The sequence below is a fragment of the Microbacterium rhizomatis genome (assembly GCF_008710745.1).
GTDB classification, from domain to species: Bacteria; Actinomycetota; Actinomycetes; order Actinomycetales; family Microbacteriaceae; genus Microbacterium; species Microbacterium rhizomatis.
In genome coordinates this window covers 811,431-838,292 of the sequence record NZ_VYSA01000001.1, presented here as the reverse complement: position 1 = coordinate 838,292, position 26,862 = coordinate 811,431, and the positions used below count along the sequence as shown (strand labels likewise).

Annotated in this window: 27 protein-coding genes; 18 read left to right on the top strand and 9 right to left on the bottom strand. The window is 69.5% G+C overall.

Annotation, left to right across the window (positions count from 1 at the left end; translation table 11 throughout):
- The first annotated feature begins 54 nt into the window (after positions 1–54).
- From F6B43_RS04035 to F6B43_RS04015, 5 genes are read left to right on the top strand one after another with little or no spacing between them, the layout of a single operon-like run.
- Positions 55–1,659 (top strand): carboxyl transferase domain-containing protein, encoded by a 1,605-nt coding sequence (locus F6B43_RS04035; RefSeq protein WP_150447587.1) that lies wholly within the window; start codon positions 55–57, stop codon positions 1,657–1,659.
- A 5-nt stretch (positions 1,660–1,664) separates the two neighbouring features.
- Positions 1,665–3,575 carry an acetyl/propionyl/methylcrotonyl-CoA carboxylase subunit alpha gene (locus tag F6B43_RS04030; RefSeq protein ID WP_150447586.1) on the top strand — a complete coding sequence of 637 codons (1,911 nt, stop codon included), beginning with the start codon at positions 1,665–1,667 and terminating at the stop codon, positions 3,573–3,575.
- A 7-nt stretch (positions 3,576–3,582) separates the two neighbouring features.
- The gene (locus F6B43_RS04025) at positions 3,583–4,740 is read left to right on the top strand and encodes an acyl-CoA dehydrogenase family protein (RefSeq protein ID WP_150447585.1); all 1,158 of its coding nucleotides are present in this window, start codon (positions 3,583–3,585) and stop codon (positions 4,738–4,740) included.
- Positions 4,741–4,762: 22 nt separating this feature from the next.
- On the top strand, positions 4,763–5,287 hold the full coding sequence (locus tag F6B43_RS04020; protein ID WP_150447584.1) for a MaoC family dehydratase: 525 nt from the start codon (positions 4,763–4,765) through the stop codon (positions 5,285–5,287).
- A gap of 20 nt (positions 5,288–5,307) precedes the next feature.
- Positions 5,308–6,105 (top strand): HpcH/HpaI aldolase/citrate lyase family protein, encoded by a 798-nt coding sequence (locus tag F6B43_RS04015; protein ID WP_150448417.1) that lies wholly within the window; start codon positions 5,308–5,310, stop codon positions 6,103–6,105.
- Here the strand turns inward: F6B43_RS04015 and F6B43_RS04010 are convergent.
- The gene (locus F6B43_RS04010; RefSeq protein WP_150447583.1) at positions 6,102–6,701 is read right to left on the bottom strand and encodes a histidine phosphatase family protein; all 600 of its coding nucleotides are present in this window, start codon (positions 6,699–6,701) and stop codon (positions 6,102–6,104) included. The genes F6B43_RS04015 and F6B43_RS04010 overlap by 4 nt on opposite strands.
- A 16-nt stretch (positions 6,702–6,717) precedes the next feature.
- Positions 6,718–7,569, bottom strand: coding sequence for a Sir2 family NAD-dependent protein deacetylase (locus F6B43_RS04005; protein WP_150447582.1), 852 nt, complete (start codon positions 7,567–7,569; stop codon positions 6,718–6,720).
- A gap of 98 nt (positions 7,570–7,667) precedes the next feature.
- Between F6B43_RS04005 and F6B43_RS04000 the strand changes: the two genes are divergently transcribed.
- Both F6B43_RS04000 and F6B43_RS03995 read left to right on the top strand, forming a co-directional pair.
- Positions 7,668–8,483 (top strand): TrmH family RNA methyltransferase, encoded by an 816-nt coding sequence (locus F6B43_RS04000; RefSeq protein ID WP_150447581.1) that lies wholly within the window; start codon positions 7,668–7,670, stop codon positions 8,481–8,483.
- 33 nt (positions 8,484–8,516) lie between these two features.
- Positions 8,517–9,470, top strand: a complete 954-nt coding sequence (locus tag F6B43_RS03995) for an aldo/keto reductase (protein WP_150447580.1) — start codon at positions 8,517–8,519, stop codon at positions 9,468–9,470.
- A gap of 67 nt (positions 9,471–9,537) precedes the next feature.
- Here the strand turns inward: F6B43_RS03995 and F6B43_RS19535 are convergent, their stop codons facing one another.
- Positions 9,538–9,897, bottom strand: a complete 360-nt coding sequence (locus F6B43_RS19535; protein ID WP_170285554.1) for a hypothetical protein — start codon at positions 9,895–9,897, stop codon at positions 9,538–9,540.
- Positions 9,898–9,967: 70 nt separating this feature from the next.
- On the opposite strand from F6B43_RS19535, the gene F6B43_RS19530 reads away from it, so the two are divergent.
- From F6B43_RS19530 to F6B43_RS03980, 3 genes are read left to right on the top strand one after another with little or no spacing between them, the layout of a single operon-like run.
- Positions 9,968–10,936, top strand: a complete 969-nt coding sequence (locus tag F6B43_RS19530; RefSeq protein ID WP_170285553.1) for a hypothetical protein — start codon at positions 9,968–9,970, stop codon at positions 10,934–10,936.
- Between the two features lie 26 nt (positions 10,937–10,962).
- A complete protein-coding gene (locus tag F6B43_RS19525; protein WP_170285552.1) occupies positions 10,963–11,820 on the top strand; it encodes a DUF4397 domain-containing protein in 858 nt (285 codons plus the stop codon).
- Entirely contained in the window at positions 11,820–12,455 is a 636-nt protein-coding gene (locus F6B43_RS03980; protein WP_150447577.1) for a sortase domain-containing protein, read from the top strand. Before F6B43_RS19525 ends, F6B43_RS03980 begins: the two co-directional genes overlap by 1 nt.
- Before the next feature lie 6 nt (positions 12,456–12,461).
- On the opposite strand, the gene F6B43_RS03975 is transcribed toward F6B43_RS03980, so the two are convergent.
- Positions 12,462–13,586, bottom strand: coding sequence for a DUF4349 domain-containing protein (locus F6B43_RS03975; RefSeq protein ID WP_150447576.1), 1,125 nt, complete (start codon positions 13,584–13,586; stop codon positions 12,462–12,464).
- Positions 13,583–14,179 carry an RNA polymerase sigma factor gene (locus F6B43_RS03970; RefSeq protein WP_246159783.1) on the bottom strand — a complete coding sequence of 199 codons (597 nt, stop codon included), beginning with the start codon at positions 14,177–14,179 and terminating at the stop codon, positions 13,583–13,585. Before F6B43_RS03970 ends, F6B43_RS03975 begins: the two co-directional genes overlap by 4 nt.
- A gap of 227 nt (positions 14,180–14,406) precedes the next feature.
- On the opposite strand from F6B43_RS03970, the gene F6B43_RS03965 reads away from it, so the two are divergent.
- Positions 14,407–15,411: a TerC/Alx family metal homeostasis membrane protein gene (locus tag F6B43_RS03965; RefSeq protein ID WP_150447575.1), complete on the top strand. Its 1,005-nt coding sequence runs from the start codon at positions 14,407–14,409 to the stop codon at positions 15,409–15,411.
- Here the strand turns inward: F6B43_RS03965 and F6B43_RS03960 are convergent.
- Both F6B43_RS03960 and F6B43_RS03955 read right to left on the bottom strand, forming a co-directional pair.
- Complete coding sequence (locus tag F6B43_RS03960) at positions 15,408–16,721, bottom strand: LLM class flavin-dependent oxidoreductase (RefSeq protein ID WP_150447574.1); 1,314 nt, start codon at positions 16,719–16,721, stop codon at positions 15,408–15,410. The two genes, F6B43_RS03965 and F6B43_RS03960, sit on opposite strands and share 4 nt — an antisense overlap.
- Positions 16,718–18,070: an O-acetylhomoserine aminocarboxypropyltransferase/cysteine synthase family protein gene (locus tag F6B43_RS03955; RefSeq protein WP_150447573.1), complete on the bottom strand. Its 1,353-nt coding sequence runs from the start codon at positions 18,068–18,070 to the stop codon at positions 16,718–16,720. Before F6B43_RS03955 ends, F6B43_RS03960 begins: the two co-directional genes overlap by 4 nt.
- A 265-nt stretch (positions 18,071–18,335) precedes the next feature.
- Between F6B43_RS03955 and leuC the strand changes: the two genes are divergently transcribed.
- From leuC to F6B43_RS03925, 6 genes are all read left to right on the top strand, one after another.
- Complete coding sequence (gene leuC / locus F6B43_RS03950) at positions 18,336–19,790, top strand: 3-isopropylmalate dehydratase large subunit (RefSeq protein ID WP_150447572.1); 1,455 nt, start codon at positions 18,336–18,338, stop codon at positions 19,788–19,790.
- A gap of 1 nt (position 19,791) precedes the next feature.
- A complete protein-coding gene (leuD, locus tag F6B43_RS03945) occupies positions 19,792–20,388 on the top strand; it encodes a 3-isopropylmalate dehydratase small subunit (RefSeq protein ID WP_150447571.1) in 597 nt (198 codons plus the stop codon).
- An 86-nt stretch (positions 20,389–20,474) separates the two neighbouring features.
- Entirely contained in the window at positions 20,475–21,845 is a 1,371-nt protein-coding gene (gene murA / locus F6B43_RS03940; RefSeq protein WP_150447570.1) for a UDP-N-acetylglucosamine 1-carboxyvinyltransferase, read from the top strand.
- Between the two features lie 5 nt (positions 21,846–21,850).
- On the top strand, positions 21,851–22,624 hold the full coding sequence (locus F6B43_RS03935; RefSeq protein WP_425486797.1) for a lysophospholipid acyltransferase family protein: 774 nt from the start codon (positions 21,851–21,853) through the stop codon (positions 22,622–22,624).
- Positions 22,614–23,750, top strand: a complete 1,137-nt coding sequence (locus F6B43_RS03930; RefSeq protein ID WP_150447568.1) for an NAD(P)H-dependent glycerol-3-phosphate dehydrogenase — start codon at positions 22,614–22,616, stop codon at positions 23,748–23,750. The genes F6B43_RS03935 and F6B43_RS03930 overlap by 11 nt, the downstream gene beginning before the upstream one ends.
- The gene (locus F6B43_RS03925) at positions 23,650–24,744 is read left to right on the top strand and encodes a D-alanine--D-alanine ligase family protein (RefSeq protein WP_150447567.1); all 1,095 of its coding nucleotides are present in this window, start codon (positions 23,650–23,652) and stop codon (positions 24,742–24,744) included. Before F6B43_RS03930 ends, F6B43_RS03925 begins: the two co-directional genes overlap by 101 nt.
- On the opposite strand, the gene F6B43_RS03920 is transcribed toward F6B43_RS03925, so the two are convergent.
- Positions 24,741–25,241, bottom strand: coding sequence for a DUF3515 family protein (locus tag F6B43_RS03920; protein WP_246159782.1), 501 nt, complete (start codon positions 25,239–25,241; stop codon positions 24,741–24,743). The two genes, F6B43_RS03925 and F6B43_RS03920, sit on opposite strands and share 4 nt — an antisense overlap.
- Before the next feature lie 59 nt (positions 25,242–25,300).
- Here F6B43_RS03920 and thiL point away from each other — a divergent pair, with 59 nt between their 5' ends.
- Positions 25,301–26,308, top strand: coding sequence for a thiamine-phosphate kinase (gene thiL / locus F6B43_RS03915; protein ID WP_150447566.1), 1,008 nt, complete (start codon positions 25,301–25,303; stop codon positions 26,306–26,308).
- Here the strand turns inward: thiL and F6B43_RS03910 are convergent.
- Positions 26,278–26,862, bottom strand: a complete 585-nt coding sequence (locus F6B43_RS03910) for an RsmD family RNA methyltransferase (RefSeq protein ID WP_170285516.1) — start codon at positions 26,860–26,862, stop codon at positions 26,278–26,280. The two genes, thiL and F6B43_RS03910, sit on opposite strands and share 31 nt — an antisense overlap.

Below are 26,862 nucleotides of genomic sequence, written 5' to 3'. Positions count from 1 at the left end.
TGCGATCGCGCCGGACAACGGGTGTGATCCGATCGTGACGTCGACGGAGATGACATGGCCGTGCTGCCGACCGCCGCCCATCGCGGTGAGATGTTCACGCGCAATGCCGACGCCCAGTCCGCTCTTGCTCGGGACCTCCGGGAGCGGCTGGCCAGAGCATCCCTCGGCGGGCCCGCCTCGTCACGCGAACGGCATGTCGCGCGCGGAAAGCTGCTGCCCCGCGAGCGTGTCGACCGGCTGCTGGACGAGGGAAGTCCGTTCGTCGAGATCGCCGCGCTCGCCGCCACGGGCCTCTACGACGATGAGGCGCCGGCCGCGGGGGTCATCGCCGGCATCGGTCTCGTGCACGGCCGCCACGTGATGGTCGTCTGCAACGACGCGACGGTCAAGGGCGGAACGTATTTTCCGATGACGGTCAAGAAGCATCTTCGTGCACAGGAGATCGCGCTGGAGAACCGTCTGCCCTGCATCTACCTCGTCGACTCGGGCGGAGCATTCCTCCCCATGCAGGACGAGGTGTTCCCCGATCGCGACCACTTCGGGCGCATCTTCTTCAACCAGGCGCGCATGTCGGCCGAGCGGATCCCGCAGATCGCGGCGGTGCTCGGATCGTGCACCGCGGGCGGAGCCTATGTGCCGGCGATGAGCGATGAGACCGTGATCGTTCGGGGCCAGGGCACGATCTTCCTCGGCGGTCCGCCTCTCGTGAGGGCCGCCATCGGCGAGATCGTGACCCCCGAGGAACTCGGCGGGGGAGAGCTGCACGCGCGGCGTTCGGGCGTCGTCGACCACCTGGCAGATGACGACGAGCACGCACTCGAGATCGTGCGCGACATCGTCGCGACCCTTCCGTCGCCACCGATGCCCGCGTGGGAGGTCGAAGCGACCCGTGCTCCCGTCGTCGACCCGGCCACGCTGTACGGCGTCGTACCGGTCGACGTCAATCAGCCGTACGACGTCCGCGAGGTGATCGCGCGCCTCGTCGACGGCAGTGAGCTGCACGAATTCAAGCGCGAGTACGGCACAACGCTGGTGACGGGTTTCGCGCACATCCACGGTCACCCGGTCGGCATCGTCGCGAACAACGGCGTGCTCTTCTCCGAATCGGCGCAGAAGGGCGCGCACTTCATCGAGCTGTGCGACCAGCGGGGCATCCCGCTGCTCTTCCTGCAGAACATCTCCGGCTTCATGGTCGGACGGGATGCGGAGGCCGGGGGCATCGCGAAGGACGGCGCCAAGATGGTGACCGCCGTGGCGACCACGCGAGTGCCCAAGCTGACGGTCGTGATCGGCGGCTCGTTCGGTGCGGGCAACTATTCGATGTGCGGGCGGGCGTACTCGCCGCGGTTCCTGTGGACCTGGCCCGCGAGCCGCATCTCGGTGATGGGCGGACCGCAGGCAGCGTCGGTGCTCGCCACCGTGAAGCGCGACCAGCTCGAAGCGCGCGGAGAAGAGTGGTCGGCCGACGCCCAGGCCGCATTCGAGAAGCCGATCCGCGCACGCTACGACGAGCAGGGCAGCCCGTACTACGCCACGGCCCGGCTCTGGGACGACGGTGTGATCGATCCGATGGATACGCGCGACCTGCTCGGTCTCACGCTCGACGTCGTCGCGCGCACCCCCCTTCCCGAGGCGCGCTTCGGCGTGTTCCGGATGTGAGCGGCATGTTCGATACCGTCCTGGTCGCCAATCGCGGCGAGATCGCCCGACGAGTCATCCGCACGCTGCGACGCCTCGGCATCCGATCGGTCGCGGTCTACAGCGACGCCGATGCGGATGCGCCGCACGTTCATGAGGCGGACGCGGCCGTGCGTATCGGGCCCGCCGCAGCATCCCTGTCGTACTTGGACGTCGAGGCGGTCATCGGCGCAGCGCTCCAGACCGGTGCGCAGGCGATCCACCCGGGCTACGGCTTCCTCTCCGAGAACGCCGGCTTCGCGCAGGCGTGCGCGGCGGCCGGCATCGTCTTCATCGGGCCGGATGAGCGTGCGCTCGAGGTGATGGCCGACAAGATCCGCGCCAAAGCGCACGTCGCACGACACGGAGTCCCCGTCGTGCCGGGATTCAGTGCGCGGGGGATGGACGATGATGACATCCTCGCCGAGGCCCAGCGCATCGGACTGCCGCTCCTGATCAAGCCGTCCGCCGGGGGCGGAGGGAAGGGCATGCAGGTCGTGCGCGAGGCGTCCGAACTCCGCGATGCCCTCGCCGCCGCCCGACGCGTCTCGGCTGCCGCCTTCGGCGACGACACCCTGCTCCTCGAGCGCCTCATCGATGGGCCTCGTCACATCGAGGTGCAGGTCCTGGCCGATGCCCACGGGGCCGTCATCCACCTCGGCGAACGCGAGTGCACGCTGCAGCGGCGTCACCAGAAGGTGATCGAAGAGGCGCCATCGCCCGTCGTCGACGAACGAACCCGCGCACGACTGGGTGCTGCCGCCCGCGCGGCGGCGGAGAGCGTGGACTACCGAGGGGCGGGCACCGTCGAGTTCCTGGTCGCCGCCGACCGTCCGGACGAGTTCTTCTTCATCGAGATGAACACGCGCCTGCAGGTCGAGCATCCGGTCACCGAACTCGTGACGGGGCTCGACCTGGTCGAACTGCAGCTTCGCGTCGCCGCCGGCGAACACCTGCCGATCGCGCAGGACGACGTGCGTCTGCACGGCCACGCGATCGAGGCCCGCGTGTACGCGGAGGCTCCCGCACGCGGCTTCCTCCCGGCGACGGGCGAGGTGCTGATGTGGCGTGAGCCGGCGGGGGTCCGAACGGATGCCGCGGTGGAGACCGGCAGCATCGTCTCGGCCGACTACGACCCGATGATCGCCAAGGTCATCGCATGGGGCGAGGATCGGGCATCCGCCCTCGAGCGGCTCGACGATGCCCTCGCCCGCACCGTCCTGCTCGGGGTCGACGCGAACATCGGATTCCTGCGCACTCTGCTGGGGGCCCCCGCGGTGCGGGCCGGTGATCTCGATACCGGTCTGATCGACCGGATGCCCCCGCACACGGATCCCGAGCCGACGATGGCTGCGCTGACCGCCGTCGCGACCCAGCTCGCCGTCGCGCACCCCTCGCTAGAGCCGAGGCGTGCCGTCAGCGCGCTCTGGGCTTCCGGCGGAGGGTGGCGCGCCGGCGCGGCGCCGTCGGTCGTGGCCCAACGGTTCGAGACCGCGAGCGGCCAGATCGTCACCGCGACAACCGGCGATCCGGGCGATGCCGTCGTGGCCGGGCCGGACGGCGACGGGCGCGTGTGGGTGCACGACGCGGGCACGGCCTACGTCTTGCGCCCCCTGTCGCGCCGCGAGGCGGCCGATCTGCGGCGCGCACGGCGCGAACGCACCGCACACGCGACCGATCCGGAGCTCCGCGCACCCATGCCCGGCGCGGTCGTCGCGGTTCACGTCGCCGACGGCGCGTCGGTCGCCGCGGGGGAGCGCATCCTCACGATCGAGGCCATGAAGATGGAGCACCCGCTGATCGCAGCGCACGATGGCGTCGTGCGGCTCGATGCCGCGGTGGGTGACCAGGTGCGGCGCGACCAGGTGCTCGCGCACGTCAGCGCGAACGGCGAATAGGAGAGACATGGACCACCCGGATCTGACCGAGGACGAGCGCGAGCTGGCCGCGACGGTGCGCGAATTCGCCGAGGAGGTCGTCGCTCCCCGCGCGTACGAGGCGGATCGCACTCACACTCTCCCGCTCGACGTCGTCGCGCAGATGGGCGAGCTCGGGCTGTTCGGACTCCCGTTCCCCGAGGAGTACGGCGGACAGGGCGGCGACTCCTTCGCGCTCTGCCTCGCGATAGAGGCCCTGGGTCGCGTCGACCAGTCGATCGCGATCACACTGGAGGCAGGGGTGAGCCTCGGCGCGATGCCGGTGTTCCGTTTCGGCACCGAGGCGCAGAAGCGCGAGCTGCTGCCCGATCTCCTCGCCGGTCGCGCGCTCGCCGGTTTCGGGCTCACCGAACCGGAAGCGGGGTCCGATGCGGGAGCCACCCGCACGACGGCGAGGCTCGACGACGACGCTTCGGAGTGGGTGATCAACGGCGCAAAGCAGTTCATCACGAACTCCGGAACGGATATCACCCGATTCGTCACGGTGACCGCCGTGACCGGCGAGCGCGACGGGCGCAAGGAGATCTCGACGATCGTCGTGCCGAACGGCACACCCGGGTTCACGGTCGAGCCGGCCTACGACAAAGTGGGATGGCACGCATCCGACACGCACCCTCTCTCCTTCGTCAATGCTCGGGTTCCCGCGGCGAATCTGCTGGGGGAGCGCGGTCGCGGTTTCGCGAACTTCCTGCACATCCTCGACGAAGGGCGGATCGCCATCGCGGCTCTCTCGACGGGTGCGGCGGAGGGATGCCTGGAGGCATCGATCGATTACGCCAAGAAGCGCACCGTGTTCGGCGAGGCCCTCTCCACCCGTCAGAACGTCCAGTTCACGATCGCCCGGATGCACCTTCGGGTCCACAACGCCCGCCTGGCCTGGCATCACGCCGCGCGGCTGCGCGACGCCGGGAAGCCGTTCAAGACCGCGGCGGCCGTCGCGAAGCTGACGGCGAGCGACGCGGCGATGGACAACGCGCGCGACGCGACACAGATCTTCGGCGGCAACGGGTTCATGAACGAGTACCCGGTCGCGCGCCACTACCGCGATTCGAAGATCCTCGAGATCGGCGAGGGCACGACCGAGGTGCAGCTGCTCGTCATCTCGCGCGCACTCGGCCTCCAGTGAATCGGCGGGTAGCGTGAACAGCGTGACGGAACACGACGCACCCGCTCCCGCCCGCGAGATCGTGCAGCGCGGGCTGTATTTCGATGAGATCGAGGTGGGCGCCCGGTACTCCCATCGTCCAGGGCGCACCGCCACCGAGGCCGACAATGTGCTGTTCTCCTCGCTCACGATGAACGCGCAGGCGTTGCATCTGGATGCCGCGTACGCGGCGACCCAGCCGTTCGGCCAGCGCCTGATGAACTCGATGTGGACGCTGTCGACGGTTGTGGGCCTGTCCGTGACCCAGCTCACGCAGGGGACGCTCGTCGCGCAGCTGGGCCTGACCGACATCGCGTTTCCTGCGCCGCTGTTCGCCGGCGACACCCTCACCGCTCAGACGGAGATCATCGCCAAGCGGGCATCGGCCTCTCGCCCGGGTCAGGGTGTCGTGACGATGGCCCATACGGGTCGCAATCAGCACGGCGAGATCGTCGCGACGGCGACGAGGGTCGCGTTGATGTGGTTCCGGGATGCCGCGCCCGCGACGGGGGCGGAGGCCTCGGCGTGAGCGAGGCTGTCACGTTCGGGATGGGCCCCGCCCTGCTCTTCTGCCCCGCAGACCGGCCCGAGCGGTTCGCGAAGGCACTGGACCGTGCCGACGCCGTCATCCTCGATCTGGAGGACGCGGTCGCGCCCGATGCCAAATCGGCCGCCCGCGGCGCGGTGATCGAGTCGGAGCTCGACCCCGACAGGGTGATCGTGCGGGTCAACCCCCCGGGAACGGACGCGTTCGTCTCCGACATCGCCACGCTCTCCCAGACCGACTACCGCACCGTCATGATCGCGAAGGCCGAGAGCGCGAAGTCGCTGAAGGCTCTTGACCGGCGGTTCTCGCTCATCACCCTCTGCGAGACGGCCAAGGGGATCGCGGCGGCGGAGAAGCTCGCCGCACACGATCAGGTCGTCGCGCTGATGTGGGGCGCGGAGGACCTCGTCGCGAGCCTCGGCGGCACGTCCAGTCGCAAGCCGAAGGGCGCCTATCGCGACATCGCGCGCTACGCCCGTTCCCGCGTGCTGCTGGCCGCGGGTGCGAACGGCAAGGCGGCGATCGATGCCGTGCACCTCGACATCTCGGACACGAAGCGCCTCGCTGCCGAGGCGGCGGATGCCGCGGCATCCGGATTCGCCGCCACCGCGTGCATCCATCCGAGCCAGGCCGATGTGATTCGTGACGCGTACCGGCCCGATGCGGCGACGACGAGTTGGGCCCGCGGCGTGCTGGAGGCCTCTCGCACGCAGCGCGGAGTGTTCACCTACGCCGGGCGCATGGTCGACGAGCCGGTGCTGCGACATGCCCGACTGGTGCTGAGCCGCGTCGACCGTTAGGCCACGACCCCGCTGTAGGACAGGAGCCGGAGTCGCTCGCGCTCGAGCAGGAACGTCGTCGCCGATCCGTTCGCCAGCCGCTCGCCGTCTGCGGGGAACTCCTCGCGCGTGGCGTGCCGGATGACCTCCCGGATGAGCGCGCCGTGGGTCACGACCACCAGAGACGCGGCGACGGGAGCGGTGTCGCGCCGAGCCTGCGCGCTCACCCGGCGCAGTGCCCCGAGGGCACGGGCGCGCAGGTGCGGCCGCGTCTCGGCGCCGGGCACCTCGGCGGTGTGCCAGTCGCCCCAGCGGCTGAAGAACTCGTCCGAACTGATGCCCTCCGCCACCCCGTAGGCGCGCTCGCGAAGCTCGGCGAACTGGCGGGGTTCGGGCAGTTCGAGCTGCGCGGCGATGATCTGCGCGGTCTCTCGGGCCCTCGCCAGGTCGCTGCTGACGATCACCACGGGGCCGTCGAGCTCGGCGGCGAGTGCGGTCGCCGCATCCCGTGCCTGCTGGCGTCCCGTGTCGTTCAGCGGAATGTCGGTGGTGCCCTGAATGCGCCGATCGCGATTCCAATCGGTTTCGCCGTGGCGCACGAGCGTCAGGATGGTCACGATGCCTTCTCCGGACTCAGCGGGCGGCGGGCAGGGCGGTCGCGAGCGCGCTCAGCACTTCACTCGTGCCCGCGTCGATCTTCACGGTGGCGCGACCGTCCGCCCTGGTCCCACCGCGGTTCACGATCACGACGGGCAGGCGCCGCCGCCGGGCTCGCTCGACGAGTCGGATGCCTGAGTTGACGACGAGCGAGGACCCGGCCACTACGAGGGCTTCGCTGGCCTGGACGAGCTGCTCGGCCTCGCGGAACTTCTCGGCGGGGATGTACTCGCCGAAGAACACGACGTCGGGCTTGAGCATGCCGCCGCACACCGTGCAGTCGGGCACCAGGAAGTCGACGGCGGTCTCAGGCCGCACGTCGCCGTCCGGGCCGAGCACGACGTTCTCATCGACCGTGATCCAGGGATTGTCGTTCTCGACGCGAGCCGCGAGATCCCGACGATCGAACACCTGGCCGCAGTGCGTGCAGAACACGCGCCGCATCGTGCCGTGCAACTCCACGACGCGGCGGCTGCCGGCGCGCACGTGCAGGCCGTCCACGTTCTGGGTGATCACGCCGGTTGCGATCCCGGAGGTCTCGAGCGAGGCGATGGCCTCATGCCCCGGATTCGGTCCCGCAGCGGCGAACGACCGCCAGCCGAGGTGGCTGCCCACCCAGTAGCGCTGGCGGGCGGAGGCGCTCCCCAGAAACTGCTCAGCGGTCATCGGGGTCCGCGTGGGCGCGCCCTTGCCGCGATAGTCGGGGATGCCGGAATCCGTCGAGACCCCGGCGCCGGTGAGGATCGCCACCCGGCGCCCGGCCAAGGCGTCGATCGCGCGGTCGAGCATGGCCGCCGCCTGCGTGTCGAGCTCCGTCAGAGTCGTCATGCGATCACCTCCCCGAGCTTCGAGTGTAGGCGGCTCGGTTTTCCGGGATGTTTCAGGCGGCCCCGGCGGGCCTGCGAGACTCATGCGGGAGGTACGCCATGCCGATCGTGCACATCTCGTCCGAGGACGATTCGCGTCTGGCCGACTATCGGTCGCTGACGGACGTTGCGCTGCGCCGTCTTCTCGAGCCCGACGGCGGGCTCTACATCGCCGAATCCGTGAAGGTTCTCACCAGGGCTCTCGCTGCCGGCCACAGACCCCGGTCGATCCTGGTCCAGGAGAAGTGGCTTGCCGACGTGGAGGCGCTGGACGGTATCGCCGACGAGGTGCCGGTGTACGTGGTGGCCGCGGAGGTGGCCGAGCGGGTGACCGGGTACGCAGTGCATCGCGGGATCCTGGCGGCGATGCACCGGCCCGTTCTGCCGACCGTCGCCGAGGTGCTTCACGGTGCGCGCCGCGTGCTCGTGCTCGAAGACATCATGGACCACACCAATGTGGGCGCCGCCTTCCGCAGCGCTGCCGGGATCGGGGCGGACGCGGTGCTCGTCTCGCCGCGCTGCGCAGACCCGCTCTACCGGCGAAGCGTGCGCGTGAGTATGGGAACGGTCTTCCAAGTGCCGTGGACGCGGCTTCCGGAGTGGCGCGAGGCTCGCGGTCAGCTGCACGATGCCGGGTTCCACGTCGCCGCGCTCGCGCTCGCGGACGGTGCGCTTCCCCTGGACGCGTTCGCCGCGGACCCTCCCGACCGGGTCGCGCTCCTGCTCGGTGCCGAGGGCGACGGGCTGAGCAGGCGCGCGCTGGAGGCGGCCGATTCGGTGGTGACGATTCCGATGACGGGCGGAGTGGATTCGCTGAACGTCGCCGCTGCCAGCGCCGTCGCGCTGTGGGCATTGCGCGAGCGCCCGATCCCGTAGGAATACCTCCGGACTGCGGTCGTTGACGTCACTATGACGCGCATCGGAACCAGCACCCTCGACATCCTTCCCCTCTCGCTCGGCGGCAACGTCTTCGGGTGGACAGCCGATCGCGACGAGTCGTTCGCGATCCTCGATGCGTTCGCGGCGGGCGGCGGCGATTTCATCGATACCGCGGATGCCTACAGCGCATGGGTGCCGGGCAACACCGGCGGCGACAGCGAGCGGATCATCGGCGAATGGCTGGCCTCGCGCCGGCCGGGCGGTGTCGTCGTGGCGACCAAGGTCAGCCAGCATCCCGATTTCAAGGGTCTTTCGGCGGGGAACATCCGCGCGGCGGCGGAGGCCTCCCTCCAGCGTCTCGGCGTGGACGTCCTCGACCTGTACTACGCCCACTTCGACGATGCGACAGTGCCTCTGGAAGAGACCGTGGGAGCATTCGGCGAGCTCGTCGCCGACGGTCTCGTGCGCTACACGGCGGTATCGAACTACAGCGCCGAGCGCATCCGCGAATGGATGACCATCGCCGAGGCCGCGGGCAGCGCCCTCCCCATCGCGATCCAGCCGCACTACAACCTGGTTCACCGGGGCGACGTCGAGGAGAGCATCATCCCCCTCGCCGAAGAGTACGGCATGAGTCTCGTGCCCTACTATGCGCTCGCGAGCGGGTTCCTCACCGGCAAATACCGGTCGACGGATGCCGGGGCTCAAGGCTCGCCGCGTGCCGCCGGTGCGTCGAAGTACGCCACGCCGCAGGGTCTCGCGATCATCGACGCGCTGGAGGGGGTCGGCAGGGCTCACGGTGTGTCCGTCGCCGCGACCGCGCTCGCCTGGCTGCGCGCACAGCCCACCGTGGCTGCGCCGATCGCCAGCGCCTCCCGCGTCGCTCAGGTAGCCGACCTGCTCGATGGAGCCCGCGTGACGCTCACGCCCGAAGAGATCGCCGCGCTGAACAGCGTGTCGGAGTGGAGCCCGGCCAGCGCCTGACGCAGGGTCCGCGGAAGGCTCCCATCCGATTCGACGTCCGTGCCGAATCACCTCTAGAACATCACCGTCACCACCCGACGTCGCTCGCGCGACGGGTGCCGAATGTCTGGAGTCGTACGCTCATGCCCTCCCACCCGATGCCCCCCTCCGGGTCCGCTCCGAAGTCGTCGACGCCGCGTACCGGCGCTCCCGCGGCGTCCAGCGCGAAGAAGACCGGGGCGGCGAAGCCCGCGGTCCCTTCGCGCAAGGCCCCGAGCGCGAAAGCGCCTGCGAAGAAGCCGGCCGTGCCCAAAAAGCCGGCCGTGCCCACGAAGCAGTCCGCGCCGAGGAAGCCGGCCACCTCCGCGAGCGCCGCCGCGTCCGTGCAGCCGACCGTCGCCAAGAGCCCGGCACCGCCTGCGGTCGTTCCTCCGCCGAAGCCCGCCATCCCCGCATCCGCTGCAGCATCCTCAACTCCGTCGACGGCCGCAGAAAGGACCGTCGCGCAGAAGCCGGTGGTGCAAAAGCCTGTTGCGCAGAAGCCGGTGGTGCAGAAGCCGGTGGTGCAGAAGCCGGTGGTGCAGAAGCCTGTCGTGGCGGCCCCCGCGGGAAGGCGCGGGTGGCTGGCGACGTACCGCGGAGCGCTCCTGAGCCTCATCCCGGTCTACCTGCTGGTCGGGCTCCTGAGCGTTTCTGCCACGGTCGCCGCCACCGCGGGGAACGGCACTGAACCACCGGTCGCAGGTACAGGACGAACGGCTGCGCAGGACGCCGCGGCGTCCTGGCTCATCGCCAACTCCGCTCCGAACCAGGCGTTGATCGTGGATGCACCGATGTCCGGCGATCTCCTGACAGCGGGATGGTCCGCGGACGACCTGTTCGTCTACGACAGCGCGCAGGGCGCGGCATCCGTCGAGCAGCCGACGAACTGGCGCGACGCGGCGTTCGTGGTGACCACTCCCGCGGCCGCGAGCACCGTGATCGCCTCGGGACAAGTGGGCCAAGCCGTGGACAATTCCACGCTCGTCGCCTCGTTCGGCTCAGGCACCGACGTCGTCCAGGTGCGCAAGGTCACACCAGAAGGAGCATCCCTCGCCTCGTTCGCGAGCCGCCGCGACGCGCAGACCCGAGCGGAGTTCGGCGCCCAGCTGGCAGAGAACGCGTCGGTGCGCCTCTCGGTCGCCGACCGGTCGCAACTGGCCGCCGGAAGGGTCGACACGCGCATCGTGGCCGTGCTCGGAACGCTCGCGGCAGCGAGCGACGTCGCCGTGACGTCGTTCCCGGTGATCGCCGGCGAAGAGGATCAGCCGTTCCGGCAGGTCGCCATCAGCGAGGTCGGCGATGTCGCCCTCGTGAAGGACGGAGCCGTCACGCCCGATGCGTCCGCGCTCCTCAGCGGTCTTCGCGGTACGTACGCCCCTCAGGACATCACGATCGACGGAGCGAGCGTCGTGCTCCGCTACGCCGTCATGCCGGCCGTCGGCTGAGCAGAACGAACGGAAGGAATGACGCCATGAATCTTCACGTCTCCCCACGGGCACGCGTGCTCGCGGTCCTCGGTGCGATGGTGCTCGGTGCCGCGCTCGCGGCACCCGCGGCCGCTGTCGCCGCTCCCCGCGAGGCCGCGCTCTCGGTCCCTGCGGCGGCCGGCGCTACCGGCTGGCTCCGGCTCGGGCACTTCTCTCCCGACACGAAGGCGGTCGACATCCGGGTGTCCGCGCTGCGCGGCGGTTCCGTCGTGTTCGAGCTCGACGGCATCGGATACGGCGACGTGTCGCCGTACAAAGCGCTGCAGCCGGGCGACTACACGGTGAGCATGATCGCCGCGGGCACCGGCGACTGGAGCAAGCTCGCGATCTCCGGCACGGTGACGGTGGGCGCCGCAACGGCGACGACGATGGCGGCCTACGGTCCGAGCAGCTCGCTGCAGATCAAGCCCTTCACCGACGATCTCACGAGCCCCGCGAGCGGGAATGCGCGGATCCGCGTGATCCAGGCCTCGACGATCACTCCCACCGTCGATGTGCGGACCTCGACGGGGACCGCCATCGCCACGGCTGCCCGCGCCGGATCGGCATCGTCCTATGCCGAGGTCCGCGCGGGGACCTGGAAGCTTCAGCTGACCGGCACCGGAGTCAGTGACACGGCCGACGTCGCCGTCGCCGCCGGCAGCGTCACGTCGCTCTTCGTGCTCGACAACGCCCGCGGAGGTCTCACGATCCTTCCCGTCCTCGACAGTGCGGCTGCGCCCGTCGTGCCGATCGGTGGAGTTCAGACCGGCGGAGGCTGGCTTGCCGCCCACCCGTCCGCCACCCATGCCCTCCGGCCCGGTGGCTCGGCGGTCGTCACCGGAGCGGCGGTGGCCGGCTGATGCGCATCCCGCGACGCGTCGTCGCGGGCCTCGCGGCGACCTCCGTCGCGGCGATCATGCTCAGCGGCTGCATGAGCGTCACGGGCTCTCCGGGTCCGGGCGTCGCGTCTTCGGCGACACCGTCGTCGAACCCCTTCGCCGCGGGGGGTCTGCAGGACCCGCGAGGGCAGGCCTCGGCCGATGCCTCGGCATCCGTCCCCACTCCCACCCGCGTTCGGATCCCTTCGATCGGCGTGGACACGGGCGTGGAAGACCTGGCCATCGGCGAAGGAGGCAGGCTGAACGCGCCGGTCGACTACGACTCGGCCGGGTGGTTCGCCGGGGGAGTGAGCCCCGGACAGATCGGACCGGCGATCATCGCCGGTCACGTGGATTCGCCGACCGCCCCCGCGGTCTTCGCCCGCATCGGCGAACTCGCGGTGGGGGCGGACGTCGTCATCTCGATGTCCGACGGGTCCGACCTCACGTTCCGCGTGACCGGCACCGCGCAGTCGGCGAAGTCGGAGTTCCCGACCGCGGAGGTGTACAGCAACGTGCCTGCACCCGAACTGCGGCTCATCACGTGCGCCGGGTCGTTCGACACGGCGATCGGTCACTACACCGACAACCTGATCGTGTTCGCGGTGCGTGCCTGAGCGGACTCAGTCCCCGGGCTGCCCGCGCGCGGGCTCCTCAGCGGACGGCCGTGTGTTGCGACGCGACCGCACCCGTCGGACGATGCTGACGATCGCCCAGACGACCGCCGCGATCACGGCGATGACCGCGATCCACGGGATCAGGAAGCCGACCGCGATGACGATGCCGTTGAGGGTCGCGACAAGTCCGTTCCAGCCCGCCGCGACGCCGTCGCCGAATCCCGCGGGGTCGGCGGTGACGGCCGTGTTCTTCGCTGTCAGGTTCACGGTCAGGGTCGACATCTCGACCTGCCCGGAGAGGTAGCTCAGCTGCTGCTGATACGACTCGAGGGTGGCCTGCCGCTCGGCGAGCGCTGACTCGGCGGCGATGAGGTCCGCGGTGCTCGTGGCCTGCGCCATGAGCTGCGTGAGGCGATCGATCGAGACCTGGCTCGCGTCGATTCGGGCTTGGAGGTCGATCGTCTGATCGGTGACGTCCTGACGCGTGATCGAGGATGCCGTCACCTCGCCGATGCCCGGAAGCTGGGCGATGAGGGCGCTCAGCTGATCGGACGGCACCCGTACCGTCACCCACCCGCCGTCAGGAGAAGGGGCGACGGGGATGCTGTCGGCCGCGCCGCCCATCGGGAAGACCACCCCCGACTGCCCGATCGTCGTCGATTCGACCGACCCCCCGAGCGCCGTCGCCGCCGCTCCGACGCGCTGAGCCCCGGTGGCCACGTCCTCGACGGCGATCGTCGCGGAGGCGGTCGTGATGACCTGCGGATCGACGGCGGTATTGGCGCCGGGCAGCGCGGATGATCCCGCCACGCCCGCGGCGTCCTTGGCGATCTCGCTCTGGGCCGCTGAGTCGCTCAACGGCACCGGCGCGGACGCGATGGTCGACGACGTCGAACTCGAGGGCGAGACCAGCCCCACGACCGTCGGGGCGATCACGGCCGCGACGACGATCACGGCGGCTGCCGCGCCTGCCCCGAGCCACACACGGCGCCGGCGCGTCGCCGATCGGCCGCGCTCGCGGGCGATGTCGGCGAACAGAGCGTCCTCCATGGCATCGATGCGGACGTCGCTGAGCTCCGGCAGCCGCGCTGGCGCGGCATCCGGAACCGGGGGGATGGATGCGGTGTTCATGTGCTCTCCGTTTCGGTGACGACCGTCCGAAGGCGGCCGCGAATGCGGGAGAGACGATTGCGGACGGTGCCGTGCGCGACGCCGAGCTCGTCGGCGGCCGCCTGGTAGGCATAGCCCTCGACGGCGCACAGCCGGAAGATCTCGCGATCGGTCGGGCTCAGCCGGCCCACTTCGGCGAGGATCGACGCGGCCATCTGATCGTCGATCACCTGCTGGGCGACGTCGACCGTGTCGGGCACCGAGTCATCGGGCGCGTCCGTGGTGTGTGTGCGCTCGCGCTGCTGCCGGCGAATGCGGTTGGCGGCCTGGAACCGGCAAATCGTCACGAGCCAGGGCAGGAGCGAGTCCCCGGCCAGCTGCAGGCCTGGGAGCTTCCGCCACGCGACCAGGAAGGTCTCCTGCGTCACGTCCTCCGCGTCCGCGGAGTTGCCCACCAGATCATGCGCGAGCCAGTAGACCGGCCGCACGTAGCCCCGGTAGAGCGTGCGGAACGCGTGTTCGCTGCCGCCGGCGGCCAACGCCACGAGTTCCGCGTCGTCCGTCACCACTGGTTCGCCCCTGTCCCACCCGATCGGTGCTTCATTGTCTCTCACCCGGTAAGTGTCGGAAGGAACCGGATCGTCTCACGGGCGGGCGCCCCGGTTCGGAGGCACCGGATCCGCCCTGTATCCTGGTAGGGCGAGAGGGAGTATCCCGTCATCGCGTGTCCGTCATCACGGGAGCTTGCGAGCGACCCGGGCACGCACCGCGCAGCCGGTCTCCGGCACCGCGGGGGAGAGACTTTCGACGATTCGTCGCCCCCTCCCGTGAAAGGCCCGCAATGGACCTCGCCCTCCCGCTCTGGTTCGAGATCGGCTCGCTCGTCGTGCTGACGCTCATCCTCGCCGCCGACCTGCTCCTCATCCTCAAGCGCCCGCACATCCCGTCGACGAGGGAATCCACTCTCTGGGTGGTGTTCTACATCTGCCTGGCGCTCATCTTCGCGGGCCTCATGTGGATCTTCGCCGGCGGAGAGTACGCGGGGCAGTTCGTCGCGGGATGGCTGACCGAGTACAGCCTCTCGATCGACAACCTGTTCGTCTTCGTGCTGATCATGGCTCAGTTCGCCGTCCCGCGGCGCTACCAGCAGGAAGTCCTGATGGTGGGCATCATCATCGCCCTGGTCCTGCGCGGGGCGTTCATCCTGGTCGGGGCCACCGTGATCGAGAATTTCAGCCCGATCTTCTACGTGTTCGGCGCGTTCCTGGTGTGGACGGCGTACCGGCAGGCGTTTCCCCACGGTGGCGCGCACGATGACGACGTGCAGAGGGAGAACTTCGTCGTGCGGCTCCTCCGGCGCACGGTCGACATCAGCGACGACTACGACGGCGCGAAGCTGAGGACCGTTGTGAACGGCAAGAAGATCTTCACGCCGATGATCATCGTCTTCGCAGCGATCGGTGTCACCGATCTGCTGTTCGCGATCGACTCGATTCCCGCCATCTTCGGCATCACGCAGAGCCCGTTCATCGTCTTCACCGCGAACATCTTCGCGCTGATGGGTCTGCGTCAGCTCTACTTCCTGCTCGGCGACCTGCTCGATCGACTGCGCTACCTGCACTACGGCATCGCGTTCATCCTGGCGTTCATCGGGCTCAAGCTCGTCTTCCACGCGATGCACGTGAACGAGCTCCCCTTCATCAACAACGGCGAGCACATCGAGTGGGCCCCCGAGATCTCGACCTGGATGTCGCTGGGCGTGATCATCGCCTCGATGGCGGTCGCGACGATCGCGAGCCTCATCGCCTCGGCGCGCGATAAGAAGAAGGCCGAGCTCAGCAGCTAGAAGGCCCGGAGGTTCGCCTGCAGTCCGCCCGCGGCGTACTCCGTCCGCAGAACGCCGCGTCGCCGCAGGATCGGCACGAGGTCGTCGAGGACCCGGTGCACCGTGACCGGGTGCAGGTCGCCCCACAGCAGCACGCCGTCGTTGCCCCATGAGCCCAGTTCCTCGATGAGGTCGGCGAACTCGTTCGCGGTGCCCACAAAACCCGAACGGTCCGAGATCCGTCCCAGCTTTGCGTGGGCGGCGAGGATCGTCCGCAGCGGTGTATCCGCGTCGTGGGCCCCGACCAGGCGCCGGATGCTGCCGTGCGACACGTGTTCGCCGAAGACCGAGAGATCGAGCGGAGCGTCGAGGTCGAGGGCGGTGAGGTCGGTCTCGAGGTCGCTGGACTGCCGTTCGGCGATGTACCGGATCGCCGCCTCATCCGGGTGGCGGGATGCTGCGACCAGCCGATCCGCTTCTTCGGGCGACGAGACGATCACGGGCTGGATCGCGAACAGGATCTTGATGTCGTCCGGTGAGCGTCCGTGCGCGACGGCCGAGGCGTGGATCTTCGCGCGATACTCCGTGATGCTCTTCTCATCGAGCGGGGCGAGCGCGAGCTGGACGGCGGAGTTCGCCCCCGCGAACGCGAGTCCACGTCCGGACCCGCCCGGTGAGACGATCGCCGGCTCGCCGTCGGTGAACGGGATGGCGTTCAGCGGTCCGTCGAACGAGAAGTACTCGCCGCGGTGCTGTACCGGTGCCAGCAGCGCTCCGTCCGCGTACCGGCCGTGCGCCGGGTCGGCGATGAGCGCACCGTCGCCCCAGCTGTTCCAGAGTGCCCGGATGCCGGCGAGCCACTCCTCCGCACGGTCGTACGCGCCGTCGTGGTCGAGCTGCGGTGCGATGCCGAAGTGTCGTGCGCTGCCCGTGTCGGTGACCACATTGATTCCCAGTCGATGACCGCTCAGGTGCTGAAGCGTCGCGAACTGCCGGGCCGCGGTGTACGGCAGGGAGGCGGCGGGATTCACGGTCGGCACGACCCCGAGGTGGCTGGTCGCGGCGAACAGGTAGGGCGCGAGCAGGAGCGGGTCGTGCTTGGGGCCGCCGAAGGCGTGACGGATCCGGAGGTCGATCGTGCGGGGCGAGCCGAGAGAGGGCGCGTCTTCGATGATCAGCAGGTCGAATCCGGCCTGCTCGAGCGCGCGCACGGAGTCCTGGTACAGCGCGGGCTCTGTCCAGCGGTAGTTCCAGTCGAGGTAGGGATGCCCCCACCCGTGCGGACCGAATCCCCGGGCGAGAAACCAGCCGAAGTGCTGGGGCCGGCTCACGCGGCGACCACGACGTCGAGCGCGCCGGACTCTTCGCGCACCGCCTCGACGGTCTCGAGAGGGGGGTGCGAGGCATCCAATCCGCGCGAGAGATCCGCGATCAGGTCGGCGGAGTCCTCGATCCCGATCGACAGGCGCAGGGTGCCGGGCAGAACGCCATGGGCCTCGCGCTCCTCGGGAGTGCGCCGGACATGGCTCGTCGTCCCCGGGTGGAGGATGAGAGACCGGACGTCGCCGAGGTGGGTCATGTGCGTGATCACCCGCAGCGCCTCGACGAAGGAGCGTGCCTCGTCGATGCCGCCTCGGAGGGTGAAGGTGAACACCGAACCGTTGCCACGTGCCAGATAGCGTCCGGCGAGGGCGTGATGGGGGTGGGACGGCAGGCCGACGTAGTCGACAGAGGCCACCTCGGGTCGCGTGCTGAGCCACTCGGCGACGATCAGCGCGTTCTCGGACTGCCGCTGGACGCGCAGGCTCAGGGTCTCGAGACCCTGGCCGACGAGGAACGCGTTGAGCGGCGAGGGTGTCGGCCCGAGCCGAGGGGCGACCGTCTCGCGCAGATACGCGATGCGGGCGAGGCCGCCGTGCCGCTCTGCCAGGCTCGAGCCGCCCAGGCGCCCCGTCCCGGTCAAATGGGGGTAGAGCGCTCCGGAGCGGACCGCGTCGAAGCGCCCGTCGTCGATGATGACGCCGCCGAGCACCGAGCCCTGCCCCGCCAGGAACTTGCTGGCCGAGTGCACGACGATCGCTGCGCCGTGCTCGATCGGGCGCAGCAGATACGGCGTCGCGAAGGTGTTGTCGACGACGAGGGGTATGCCGTGACCGTCGGCGACGCGCGCGATCGACGCGATGTCGAGCAGATCGTTGCGGGCATTGGCGATCGACTCCGCGAACAGGACGCGCGTCGTGGGCCGGATCTTCGACTCCCACTCGGCGACGTCGTTCACGTCGTCCACGAAGTCGACCTCGATGTTCAGGCGGGCGAGGTTGTCGAGGATGAGTCCGCGTGTGCCCTCGTAGATGTGGGTGGCGCACACGATGTGCTCGCCGGCCGACACCAGTCCGAGAAGGACGACAGTCACGGCAGCCTGACCGCTCGCGACCAGGAGCGCCTGCGCGCCGCCCTCCAGCGAGGCGATCTTGCGTTCGACCGCGTCGACGGTCGGGTTACCCGTGCGGGTGTAGCCGAATCCATCGCCCTGGTCGAAATGCGCGGCCGCGTCGTCGAAGCCGTCGAACGGGAACCCTGCCGTCATATAGATGGGCAGTGCGCGCGGGCGCGCGGCACGGGCATCCGATCCTGCGTGGACTTGACGAGTCGTGAAGCCCTCGTCGGCGGACTGTGTCATCGTGGCCTTCCCGGGTCGTGCGTGGACAACCCAGAGTGGCACGGACCCCGCGAAATCCCGATCGAATGAGAAGCAGTGTTACGACGCGACCGGGACGGCCGACACGCTGGGCTCAGGACGGGCCCCGGTGCGCCGGTGGTAGTCTGCTCAGGTGCGGATCGCTCGCCTTCTCCTTAGCAGCCGCGACGAGTCCTAATTCCCAGGCCTCCCTCGTCGCGGAGTTCACTGCGGGCTTGATCCTCTTCTTCAGGAGAACGACGGAGCAATGAGCACCCCCATTTCCACGATTCCCGACCGCCCTCGCACCCTCGCCGAGAAGGTGTGGGACGACCATCTCGTCGTGAAGGGCGAGAACGGCGAACCCGACCTCATCTACATCGACCTGCATCTCGTGCACGAGGTGACGAGTCCGCAGGCGTTCGACGGCCTCCGCGCCGAGGGGCGGCCCCTTCGCCGGGTCGATCTCACGATCGCGACAGAGGACCACAACACCCCGACGCTCGCGATCGACAAGCCCATCGCCGACCTCACGAGCCGGACGCAGATCGAGACGCTCCGCCGGAACGCCGAGGAATTCGGTGTGCGCATCCACTCGCTCGGCGACAAAGAGCAGGGGATCGTGCACGTCGTCGGCCCCCAGCTCGGGCTCACGATGCCGGGAATCACTGTCGTGTGCGGCGACTCCCACACCTCGACCCATGGCGCCTTCGGCGCGATGGCCTTCGGCATCGGCACGAGCGAGGTCGAGCACGTCATGGCGACGCAGACCCTGCCGCTGAAGCCGTTCAAGACGATGGCGATCACCGTCGAGGGCGAACTCCAGCCTGGTGTGACCGCGAAGGACATCATCCTCGCCGTCATCGCGAAGATCGGTACGGGCGGTGGGCAGGGCTACGTGCTCGAGTACCGCGGCAGTGCGATCCGCGCCCTCTCGATGGAGGGGCGCATGACGATCTGCAACATGTCGATCGAGGCGGGCGCGCGAGCAGGCATGGTCGCCCCCGACGAGAAGACCTTCGCATATGTGAAAGACAAGCCGCACGCGCCGCAGGGCGCCGACTGGGACGCGGCGGTCGCCTACTGGCAGACCCTCCCCACCGACGAGGGCGCCGTCTTCGACGCCGAGGTCTTCCTCGATGCGAATGAGCTCGAGCCGTTCGTGACGTGGGGCACGAACCCCGGGCAGGGTGTCTCGCTCTCGGACGTCGTGCCGACGCCTGCCGACATCGCCGATCCCAACGAACGGGCCGCTGCGGAACGCGCTCTGGAATACATGGATCTCGCTGCGGGGACGCCCATGAAGGACGTGTCGGTGGATGCTGTGTTCATGGGCTCGTGCACTAACAGCCGCATCGAAGACCTCCGTGCCTTCGCGTCGATCATCGAAGGCCGCACCAAGGCCCCCGGTGTGCGCGTCATGGTGGTGCCGGGATCGGCCCGCGTGCGACTCGAGGCCGAGGCCGAGGGGATCGACAAGATCGTCGAGGCGTTCGGCGCCGAATGGCGCTTCGCCGGGTGCTCGATGTGCCTGGGCATGAACCCGGATCAGCTCGCGCCCGGTGAGCGGTGCGCGTCGACATCCAATCGCAACTTCGAAGGACGCCAGGGCAAGGGCGGCCGCACCCATCTGGTGTCACCCCTCGTCGCGGCGGCCACGGCCGTGCGCGGGACGCTCTCCAGTCCCAGCGATCTCCCCGCCCTGCAGAAGGTCGAGGCCTGACATGGACAAGTTCACGACGCACACCGGTATCGCCGCGCCGCTGAAGCGGTCGAATGTCGACACCGACCAGATCATCCCCGCGGTCTACCTCAAGCGCGTGACGAAGACGGGCTTCGACGACGCCCTGTTCGCCGCCTGGCGGCAGGACCCCGAGTTCGTGCTGAACCAGCCCGCCTTCCAGGGCGCGAGCATCCTGGTCGCAGGTGCGGACTTCGGCACCGGCTCGAGCCGCGAGCACGCGGTATGGGCACTGCGCGACTTCGGGTTCGCCGTCGTCCTGAGCCCTCGGTTCGGAGACATCTTCCGCGGCAACTCGGGCAAGCAGGGTCTCGTGACCGGCCTCATAACCGAGGACGACCTCGAGCGCATCTGGGCGCGCATCGACGCCGAACCGGGCACCACGATGACGGTCGACCTCGAAGCGCGGCGCGCGACGATCGGTGACCTCACGGTCGCTTTCGACATCGACGATTACACTAGGTGGCGGCTTCTCGAAGGGCTCGACGACATCGGGCTCACGCTGCGCAGCGAAGACAAGATCGCGCAGTTCGAGGCCCGCCGGGAGGCGTGGCGGCCGCGGACGATACCCGTCCCCTGATGCGGGAGGGCGCCTTACGAGGGCGTTCCGACCGACAGCCGTACCCCTTGACACACCCAAGGCCCACACAAGCGAGGTTCCACCGGATGAAGACTCTTCTCAGCGACGCAGCCGATTCGAAGGCGGGGGAGAAGGGCTTGTCCGGAGAGGTGCTCTCCATTCGCGGTGGACGTCCGCTCACCGGACGTGTCGAGGTCAAGGGTGCGAAGAACCTCGTCACGAAGGCGATGGTCGCTGCCCTCCTGGGCGAGACCCCCAGTGTTCTGCGCGATGTCCCCGATATCAGCGACGTGCAGGTGGTGCGCTCCCTCCTCGAGGTGCACGGCGTCCGCGTCGTGGACGGAGAGGAAGAGGGCACGCTGCACCTCGATCCGGCCGGCGCGGTCTCGGCGCACTTCGAAGAGATCGATGCGCACGCGGGGGCATCCCGGATCCCGATCCTGTTCTGCGGGCCTCTTCTGCACCTCCTGGGAGAGGCGCTCATCCCCGACCTCGGCGGGTGCCGCATCGGCGACCGGCCGATCAACTTCCACATGGACGCGCTGCGCGCATTCGGGGCGGTCGTCGACAAGAGCTACGAGGGCATCAGGATCACCGCTCCCCACGGCCTGCACGGCGCCGACATCGAGCTGCCCTACCCGAGTGTGGGCGCCACCGAGCAGGTGCTGCTGACGGCGGTCCGCGCCAAGGGGACCACAGAGCTGCGCAACGCGGCGATCGAGCCGGAGATCATGGATCTGATCGCCGTGCTGCAGAAGATGGGCGCGATCATCTCGTACGAGCCCAACCGGGTGATCCTCATCGAGGGCGTCGATTCGCTCCGCGGGTACGATCACCGGGCGATCTTCGACCGCAACGAGGCCGCCTCGTGGGCGTGCGCGGCGCTGGCGACCGACGGCGACATCTTCGTCGGGGGGGCCAAGCAGCAGGAGATGCTGACCTTCCTGAACGTCTTCCGCAAGGTGGGAGGCGACTTCGACGTCCGCGAGGACGGGATCCGGTTCCGCCGCGGCGGCGAGCTCAAGCCTGTCGTCGTCGAAACCGACGTACACCCCGGGTTCATGACCGACTGGCAGCAGCCGCTCATCGTGGCGCTCACGCAGGCCCAAGGCGAGTCGGTCGTGCATGAGACCGTCTACGAGAACCGGCTCGGCTTCACCGAGGCGCTCGTGCAGATGGGTGCGGACATCGTCGTGCACAAGCAGGGCATCGACGCCCCCGGGCGGCGCGTGCCGCGGCGCGCCCTCGAGCAGGCTGCCGTCATCAACGGACCCACTCCGCTGCACGGCGCCGAGGTCGAGGTGCCCGACCTGCGTGGCGGGTACAGCTACGTCATCGCCGCCCTCGCGGCCGAAGGAAGGTCTGTGGTCAGCAACGTCGGGATCATCCGCCGCGGCTACGAGAAGTTCTTCGCCAAGCTCCAGGCGCTCGGCGCCGACTTCGACGTCATCGGCTGACGCGCGTGGCAGAGACTTCGCCCTCCACCGGGTCAGACGCGCGTGAGCCGCGGCCGTTCGTGTTCTGGATGCTGGCGACCATCGTCGTGCCGTTGTTCGGCCTGCTCGCGAAGGTCCGGATCCGGAAGGGTGATTCTCTTCCGCGCAACGGCGCGTACATCCTGGCGCCGAACCACTACACCGAGATAGACCCGATCGTGGTCGCCGTCGCCGTCTGGCGTCTGGGCCGCCCGCCTCGTTTCATGGCCAAAGAGAGCCTTTTCAAGGTCCCGGTGCTCGGCGCCGCGCTGCGTGCCACGGGGATGGTTCCCGTCGCGCGATCGAGCTCCAGCGCATCGGCGCGCCAGACCATTGCGGCATCCGAGGCTCTCGTCGAGCACGGGCGCGGTGTGATCGTCTACCCCGAGGGAACGCTGACCCGCGAGCCCGGGATGTGGCCGATGCGCGGCAAGACCGGCGCCGTGCGGCTCGCGCTGGAGTCCGGCATCCCGCTCATCCCGATGGCCCACTGGGGTGCGCAGGAGATCATGGCGCGCTACGGGAAGAAGATCAGCCTCTGGCCGCCGCGCAAGCTCGTGACCGTGGCGGTGGGCGCACCCGTCGACATCTCCGACCTCGTCGGACGCCACACCCAGCCCGCGGCACTCGCCGAGGCCACGGATCGGCTCATGTCGGCCATCACCGTGCTCCTCGAAGACCTCCGGAACGAGAAGGCTCCCGCCGAGCGGTGGAATCCTGCGTCGCACGGGCAGAAGGAAACGGGCCGCCTTGAGCCGTAAGCAGGATGCCGCCCTGCCCCGGGTCGCCGTCGTCGGTGCGGGCAGTTGGGGCACGACCTTCGGCAAGGTGCTCGCCGATGGCGGGGCCCACGTGACGATGTGGGCGCGCCGGCCCGAGCTCGCGACCGAGATCAACGAGGCCAAGCGCAACAGCGGCTACCTGCCCGGTGTCAATCTCCCACGCACGATGAGCGCGAGCCACCACCTGTCCGAAGCCCTCGAGGGTGCCGAGCAGATCTACCTCTCCATCCCGAGCCAGGCCGTCCGTGAGAACCTCAAGGCGGTGCGCGCTCTCGTCTCGATGAGCGACGTGCCGATCGTTTCGCTCATGAAGGGTGTCGAGAGACGCACCGGGCTGCGGATGAGCCAGGTCATCGAGCAGGAGCTCGCGTGCGACCCGATGCGGATCGCGGTGGCCTCGGGGCCCAACCTCGCGCTGGAGATCGCGCGGGAGCAGCCCACCGCGGCGGTGATCTCCTCGACGAGCCAGGAGACCGCCGAGGCGGTCGCCCGGCGCGCTCGCAACCGCTACTTCCGCACGTTCGTCAACACCGACGTGATCGGCACCGAGTTCGGCGGGGTGCTCAAGAACCTCATCGCCGTGGCGATCGGGATCGTCGACGGCGTCGGCTACGGCGAGAACACGAAGGCGTCGATCATCACACGGGGTCTCGTCGAGATGACCGATTTCGCGGTCGCGCAGGGTGCCGAGCCGGAGACGTTGCAGGGCCTCGCCGGCCTGGGCGATCTGATCGCGACCTGCCAGTCGCCGTTGAGCCGCAACAACACCGCGGGGCGCCTGCTGGGTCAGGGTCTCAGCCTGGCCGATGTCGTCAAGCAGATGAATCAGACCGCGGAGGGTCTGGCGTCGGTGGCGCCGATCCTCCAGCTCGCGCGCGAGGCGGGGGTTGCGATGCCGATCGTCGAGCAGGTCAAACGGGTGCTCGACGGCACGATGGATCCGCGCGAGATCGCGCCCCACCTCACGACCGACGACGACGAGCCGCAAGGCGAGAGGACGCAGAATGGACAAGCCGGCGGTGGTGGTGCTCTTTGGAGGTCGCTCCAGCGAACACTCGATCAGTTCCGCAACGGCGGGAGGCGTGCTCCGCGCGATCAATCGTGATCGCTACCGCGTGATCCCGGTCGGGATCACGCGGGACGGCGCGTTCGTGCTCGAAGACGACGATCCGGACAAGTTCGCGCTCGATCCTTCCGCGATGCCCGCCGTCCTTGACAACGGCACGCGCATCGTGTGGCCGGAGGCGGCGGGGGCGCACGGTTTCGCCGTTCGGCGCACCGACGGAACGATCGACGACCTTGGCAGCGTCGATGTCGTGCTGCCGATCCTGCACGGACCGCACGGCGAGGACGGCACCATTCAGGGCTTCTTCGACACGATCGAGCTGCCGTACGCGGGCGGTGGCGTGCTCGATTCCGCGCTGTGCATGGACAAGCACTTCATGAAGGTGGCCCTTCAGCACGCGGGGGTCCCCGTCGCCCCCTGGATCACGGTGCGGCAGTCCGAATGGCGCGGAGATGCGGATGCTGTCGCCGCCCGCGCCGCCCATCTCGCGCTGCCGTGGTTCGTCAAGCCCGCCAGGGCGGGCTCGAGCGTCGGGGTGTCGAAGGTGCATGGGACCGATGAGCTCGCCGCGGCACTGGAGGTGGCGTTCGCCGAGGACGACAAGGTGCTCGTGGAAGAGGGGCTCACGGGCCGGGAGATCGAGGTGGGCGTGCTCGAGGGGCGCGACGGGGCCGGGTCGCGAGCATCCCTTCCCGGTGAGATCGTCCTCACGACGCGCGAGTTCTACGACTTCGAGGGCAAGTACCTCGGCGGCGACGGGGTCGAGGTGGTCTGCCCCGCCGACCTGAGCGATCAAGAGCGCGACGCGGTCCAGGCGATGGCGCTGCGCGCCTTCGCCGCCGTGGACGGGCGTGGGCTGGCGCGGGTCGACTTCTTCGTGACCGACAGTGGGCCCGTCGTCAACGAGCTGAACACGATGCCGGGATTCACGCCGATCTCCATGTTCCCGAAGTGCTGGATCGCGTCCGGGCTGTCGTACTCCGACCTGATCTCGGAGCTCATCGATACCGCGCTGGAGCGCGTTGCGGGCTAAGGGGTCGCAGATGCGGTAGCGCTGGCGGTATCGGTGCACGCCGATCCGTCGGTGGGGAGCGTCGCCACGATGCGCGAGAGCGTGTCGAGGACGTCGGCACTGCTGACGACGTCGTTGTCCAGGTAGATCTGGACGGCCGGAACACGGCCGAACGTGGTCACCCGGTACCGCGGAGCATCCGTGTCGTCGATGATCCAGTCCACACCCGCGACCGGCGTGCAGGGCAGGGTGGTGGGGCCGGGGGGTGTGATGCCGCACGTGAGGATGACCGAGGCGGGGTCTCCCCACGCGCCCGTCGCCTGCGCATCGGTCCAGCGGCGATCCTGGCCGCTGACCGACGCCGGAAGGTGCACGGTGATGTCTGCGCACGCGGGGTCGTTGGCTGCGGCGGCGGGCTGGAGCGAGACGGCTGACGTGCACCCGGAGAGCGCGGCCATGAGTGCGAGGCCGACGGCGGCGGCTCCGGCGACGGCGGAGAGGCGGCGGGGGCGGAGCACACCTCCAGGCTAACCCGGGGGATCGCGGGGCGCGGACGAAGAGCCGGTACGTTTTCAGGATGACATCGCGTGATGACCCCACCGTGGGCGAGCTCAGCGAGGGAACGATCCTGCGCCGCATCCTCGACCGTGTCGGGCCGTCGGCGGCGGTCGTCGGCCCCGGTGACGACGCAGCGGTGCTCGCCGTGCCGGACGGGCGGGTGGTCGCGACGACCGACACCCTCGTGCACGGACCCGACTTCCGTCTCGCGTGGTCGAGCGCGTTCGACATCGGCTGGAAGGCCGCGGCGGTCAATCTCGCCGATGTCGCGGCGATGGGCGCCCGGCCCACGGCGCTCCTGGTGGCCCTGGCGATGCCGGACGACACCCGCATCTCCTTCGTCGCGGGCCTGGCCGATGGGCTCCGTGCCGCGTGCGATGAGCTCGCGCCCGGTTGCGTGGTCGAGGGCGGCGATCTGACCGTCTCCGACACGCTGACCGTCGCCGTGACCGCACTCGGCGTTCTCGACGGACGCGAGCCGGTGCTGCGTTCCGGAGCGCATCCGGGCGATGTGGTGGCCATCGCGGGTGAAATGGGAGTGGCGGCCCGCGGTCTCGAGCTGCTGTTCACGCGGTTCGCCGACTCCGACGGGACACCGAACGCGCTCACCAGCGAGGCTTTCGCCGAGCGTCTCGTGGAGACGGGCGACGCCACCGCGGTGACGCGCCAGCTGCGGCCGCGACCGCCCATCGGAATGGGGCCCCTCGCATCTGAGCGCGGAGCCACGGCGATGATGGACGTCTCGGACGGACTCGCTCTGGATGCCACGCGTATGGCGGATGCCTCGGGGGTCACGATCGACATCGATGTGCGGTGTCTCGGGCCCGACGCCGCGCGCGCGCTGTCCGGCGGCGAGGACCACGCGCTTCTGGCGACGTTTCCCGCGGGTGGGGAGCTGCCTGAAGGGTTCACGCGTATCGGATCCGTGCACGATCGCACGCACGCGCCCCTGCTCGTCGACGGTGACCCCTTCCAGGGGCGGGGCGGCTGGGATCCTTATCGCGACTGGGACACCGGACGGGGCTGACCCCACCACAGCGTGGTGTCGCCGTAGCGGCGGTCGCGGAGGGCGTGCAGGTCTGCCGCGTTCCAGTCCGGCGCGGGGGAGCGGCGCGCGCGCTCGACGATCACGATGGCGTCCGCGTGCAGCGAGGGGCCCAGAGCGATGAGGGCGCCCGTGAGCTCGGATTCCGCAAGATCGTAAGGCGGGTCGATGAAGACCAGGCTGTAGGGGCCGCGGGCGGCGCGCAGGAACAGCTCGACGCTCGCCCGGTGCACTCTCATCGGGCCGGCGGCGGATCCGAGCGATTTCGCGACGCGAGCGGCGTTGCGCTCTGCGGCCGCCGCGGCCTTGGGCGTCTTCTCCACGAGATCCGCGGATGCCGCGCCCCGGCTCATCGCCTCGAGCGCGAGCGCCCCCGATCCTGCGTAGAGATCGAGCACCTCGGCGCCGCGGAGAGCGTCGATCGATTCGAGCGCGCCGAACAGCGATTCCCTGACGCGGTCGCTCGTGGGGCGGGTTCCCGCGTCGGGGACCTCGAGGGTGACGGAGCCGGCGCGTCCGGCGATGATGCGCGTCAC

Excerpts from the sequence above, each read along its gene's own strand:
- F6B43_RS04035 (WP_150447587.1), top strand. The coding sequence starts at position 55 with ATGGCCGTGCTGCCGACCGCCGCCCATCGCGGTGAGATGTTCACGCGC.
- F6B43_RS04030 (WP_150447586.1), top strand. The coding sequence starts at position 1,665 with ATGTTCGATACCGTCCTGGTCGCCAATCGCGGCGAGATCGCCCGACGA.
- F6B43_RS04025 (WP_150447585.1), top strand. The coding sequence starts at position 3,583 with ATGGACCACCCGGATCTGACCGAGGACGAGCGCGAGCTGGCCGCGACG.
- F6B43_RS04015 (WP_150448417.1), top strand. The coding sequence starts at position 5,308 with ATGGGCCCCGCCCTGCTCTTCTGCCCCGCAGACCGGCCCGAGCGGTTC.
- F6B43_RS04005 (WP_150447582.1), bottom strand. The coding sequence starts at position 7,569 with ATGACGACTCTGACGGAGCTCGACACGCAGGCGGCGGCCATGCTCGAC.
- F6B43_RS04000 (WP_150447581.1), top strand. The coding sequence starts at position 7,668 with ATGCCGATCGTGCACATCTCGTCCGAGGACGATTCGCGTCTGGCCGAC.
- F6B43_RS03995 (WP_150447580.1), top strand. The coding sequence starts at position 8,517 with ATGACGCGCATCGGAACCAGCACCCTCGACATCCTTCCCCTCTCGCTC.
- F6B43_RS19535 (WP_170285554.1), bottom strand. The coding sequence starts at position 9,897 with ATGGCGGGCTTCGGCGGAGGAACGACCGCAGGCGGTGCCGGGCTCTTG.
- F6B43_RS19525 (WP_170285552.1), top strand. The coding sequence starts at position 10,963 with ATGAATCTTCACGTCTCCCCACGGGCACGCGTGCTCGCGGTCCTCGGT.
- F6B43_RS03980 (WP_150447577.1), top strand. The coding sequence starts at position 11,820 with ATGCGCATCCCGCGACGCGTCGTCGCGGGCCTCGCGGCGACCTCCGTC.
- F6B43_RS03975 (WP_150447576.1), bottom strand. The coding sequence starts at position 13,586 with ATGAACACCGCATCCATCCCCCCGGTTCCGGATGCCGCGCCAGCGCGG.
- F6B43_RS03965 (WP_150447575.1), top strand. The coding sequence starts at position 14,407 with ATGGACCTCGCCCTCCCGCTCTGGTTCGAGATCGGCTCGCTCGTCGTG.
- F6B43_RS03955 (WP_150447573.1), bottom strand. The coding sequence starts at position 18,070 with ATGACACAGTCCGCCGACGAGGGCTTCACGACTCGTCAAGTCCACGCA.
- leuC (WP_150447572.1), top strand. The coding sequence starts at position 18,336 with ATGAGCACCCCCATTTCCACGATTCCCGACCGCCCTCGCACCCTCGCC.
- leuD (WP_150447571.1), top strand. The coding sequence starts at position 19,792 with ATGGACAAGTTCACGACGCACACCGGTATCGCCGCGCCGCTGAAGCGG.
- murA (WP_150447570.1), top strand. The coding sequence starts at position 20,475 with ATGAAGACTCTTCTCAGCGACGCAGCCGATTCGAAGGCGGGGGAGAAG.
- F6B43_RS03925 (WP_150447567.1), top strand. The coding sequence starts at position 23,650 with ATGGACAAGCCGGCGGTGGTGGTGCTCTTTGGAGGTCGCTCCAGCGAA.
- thiL (WP_150447566.1), top strand. The coding sequence starts at position 25,301 with ATGACATCGCGTGATGACCCCACCGTGGGCGAGCTCAGCGAGGGAACG.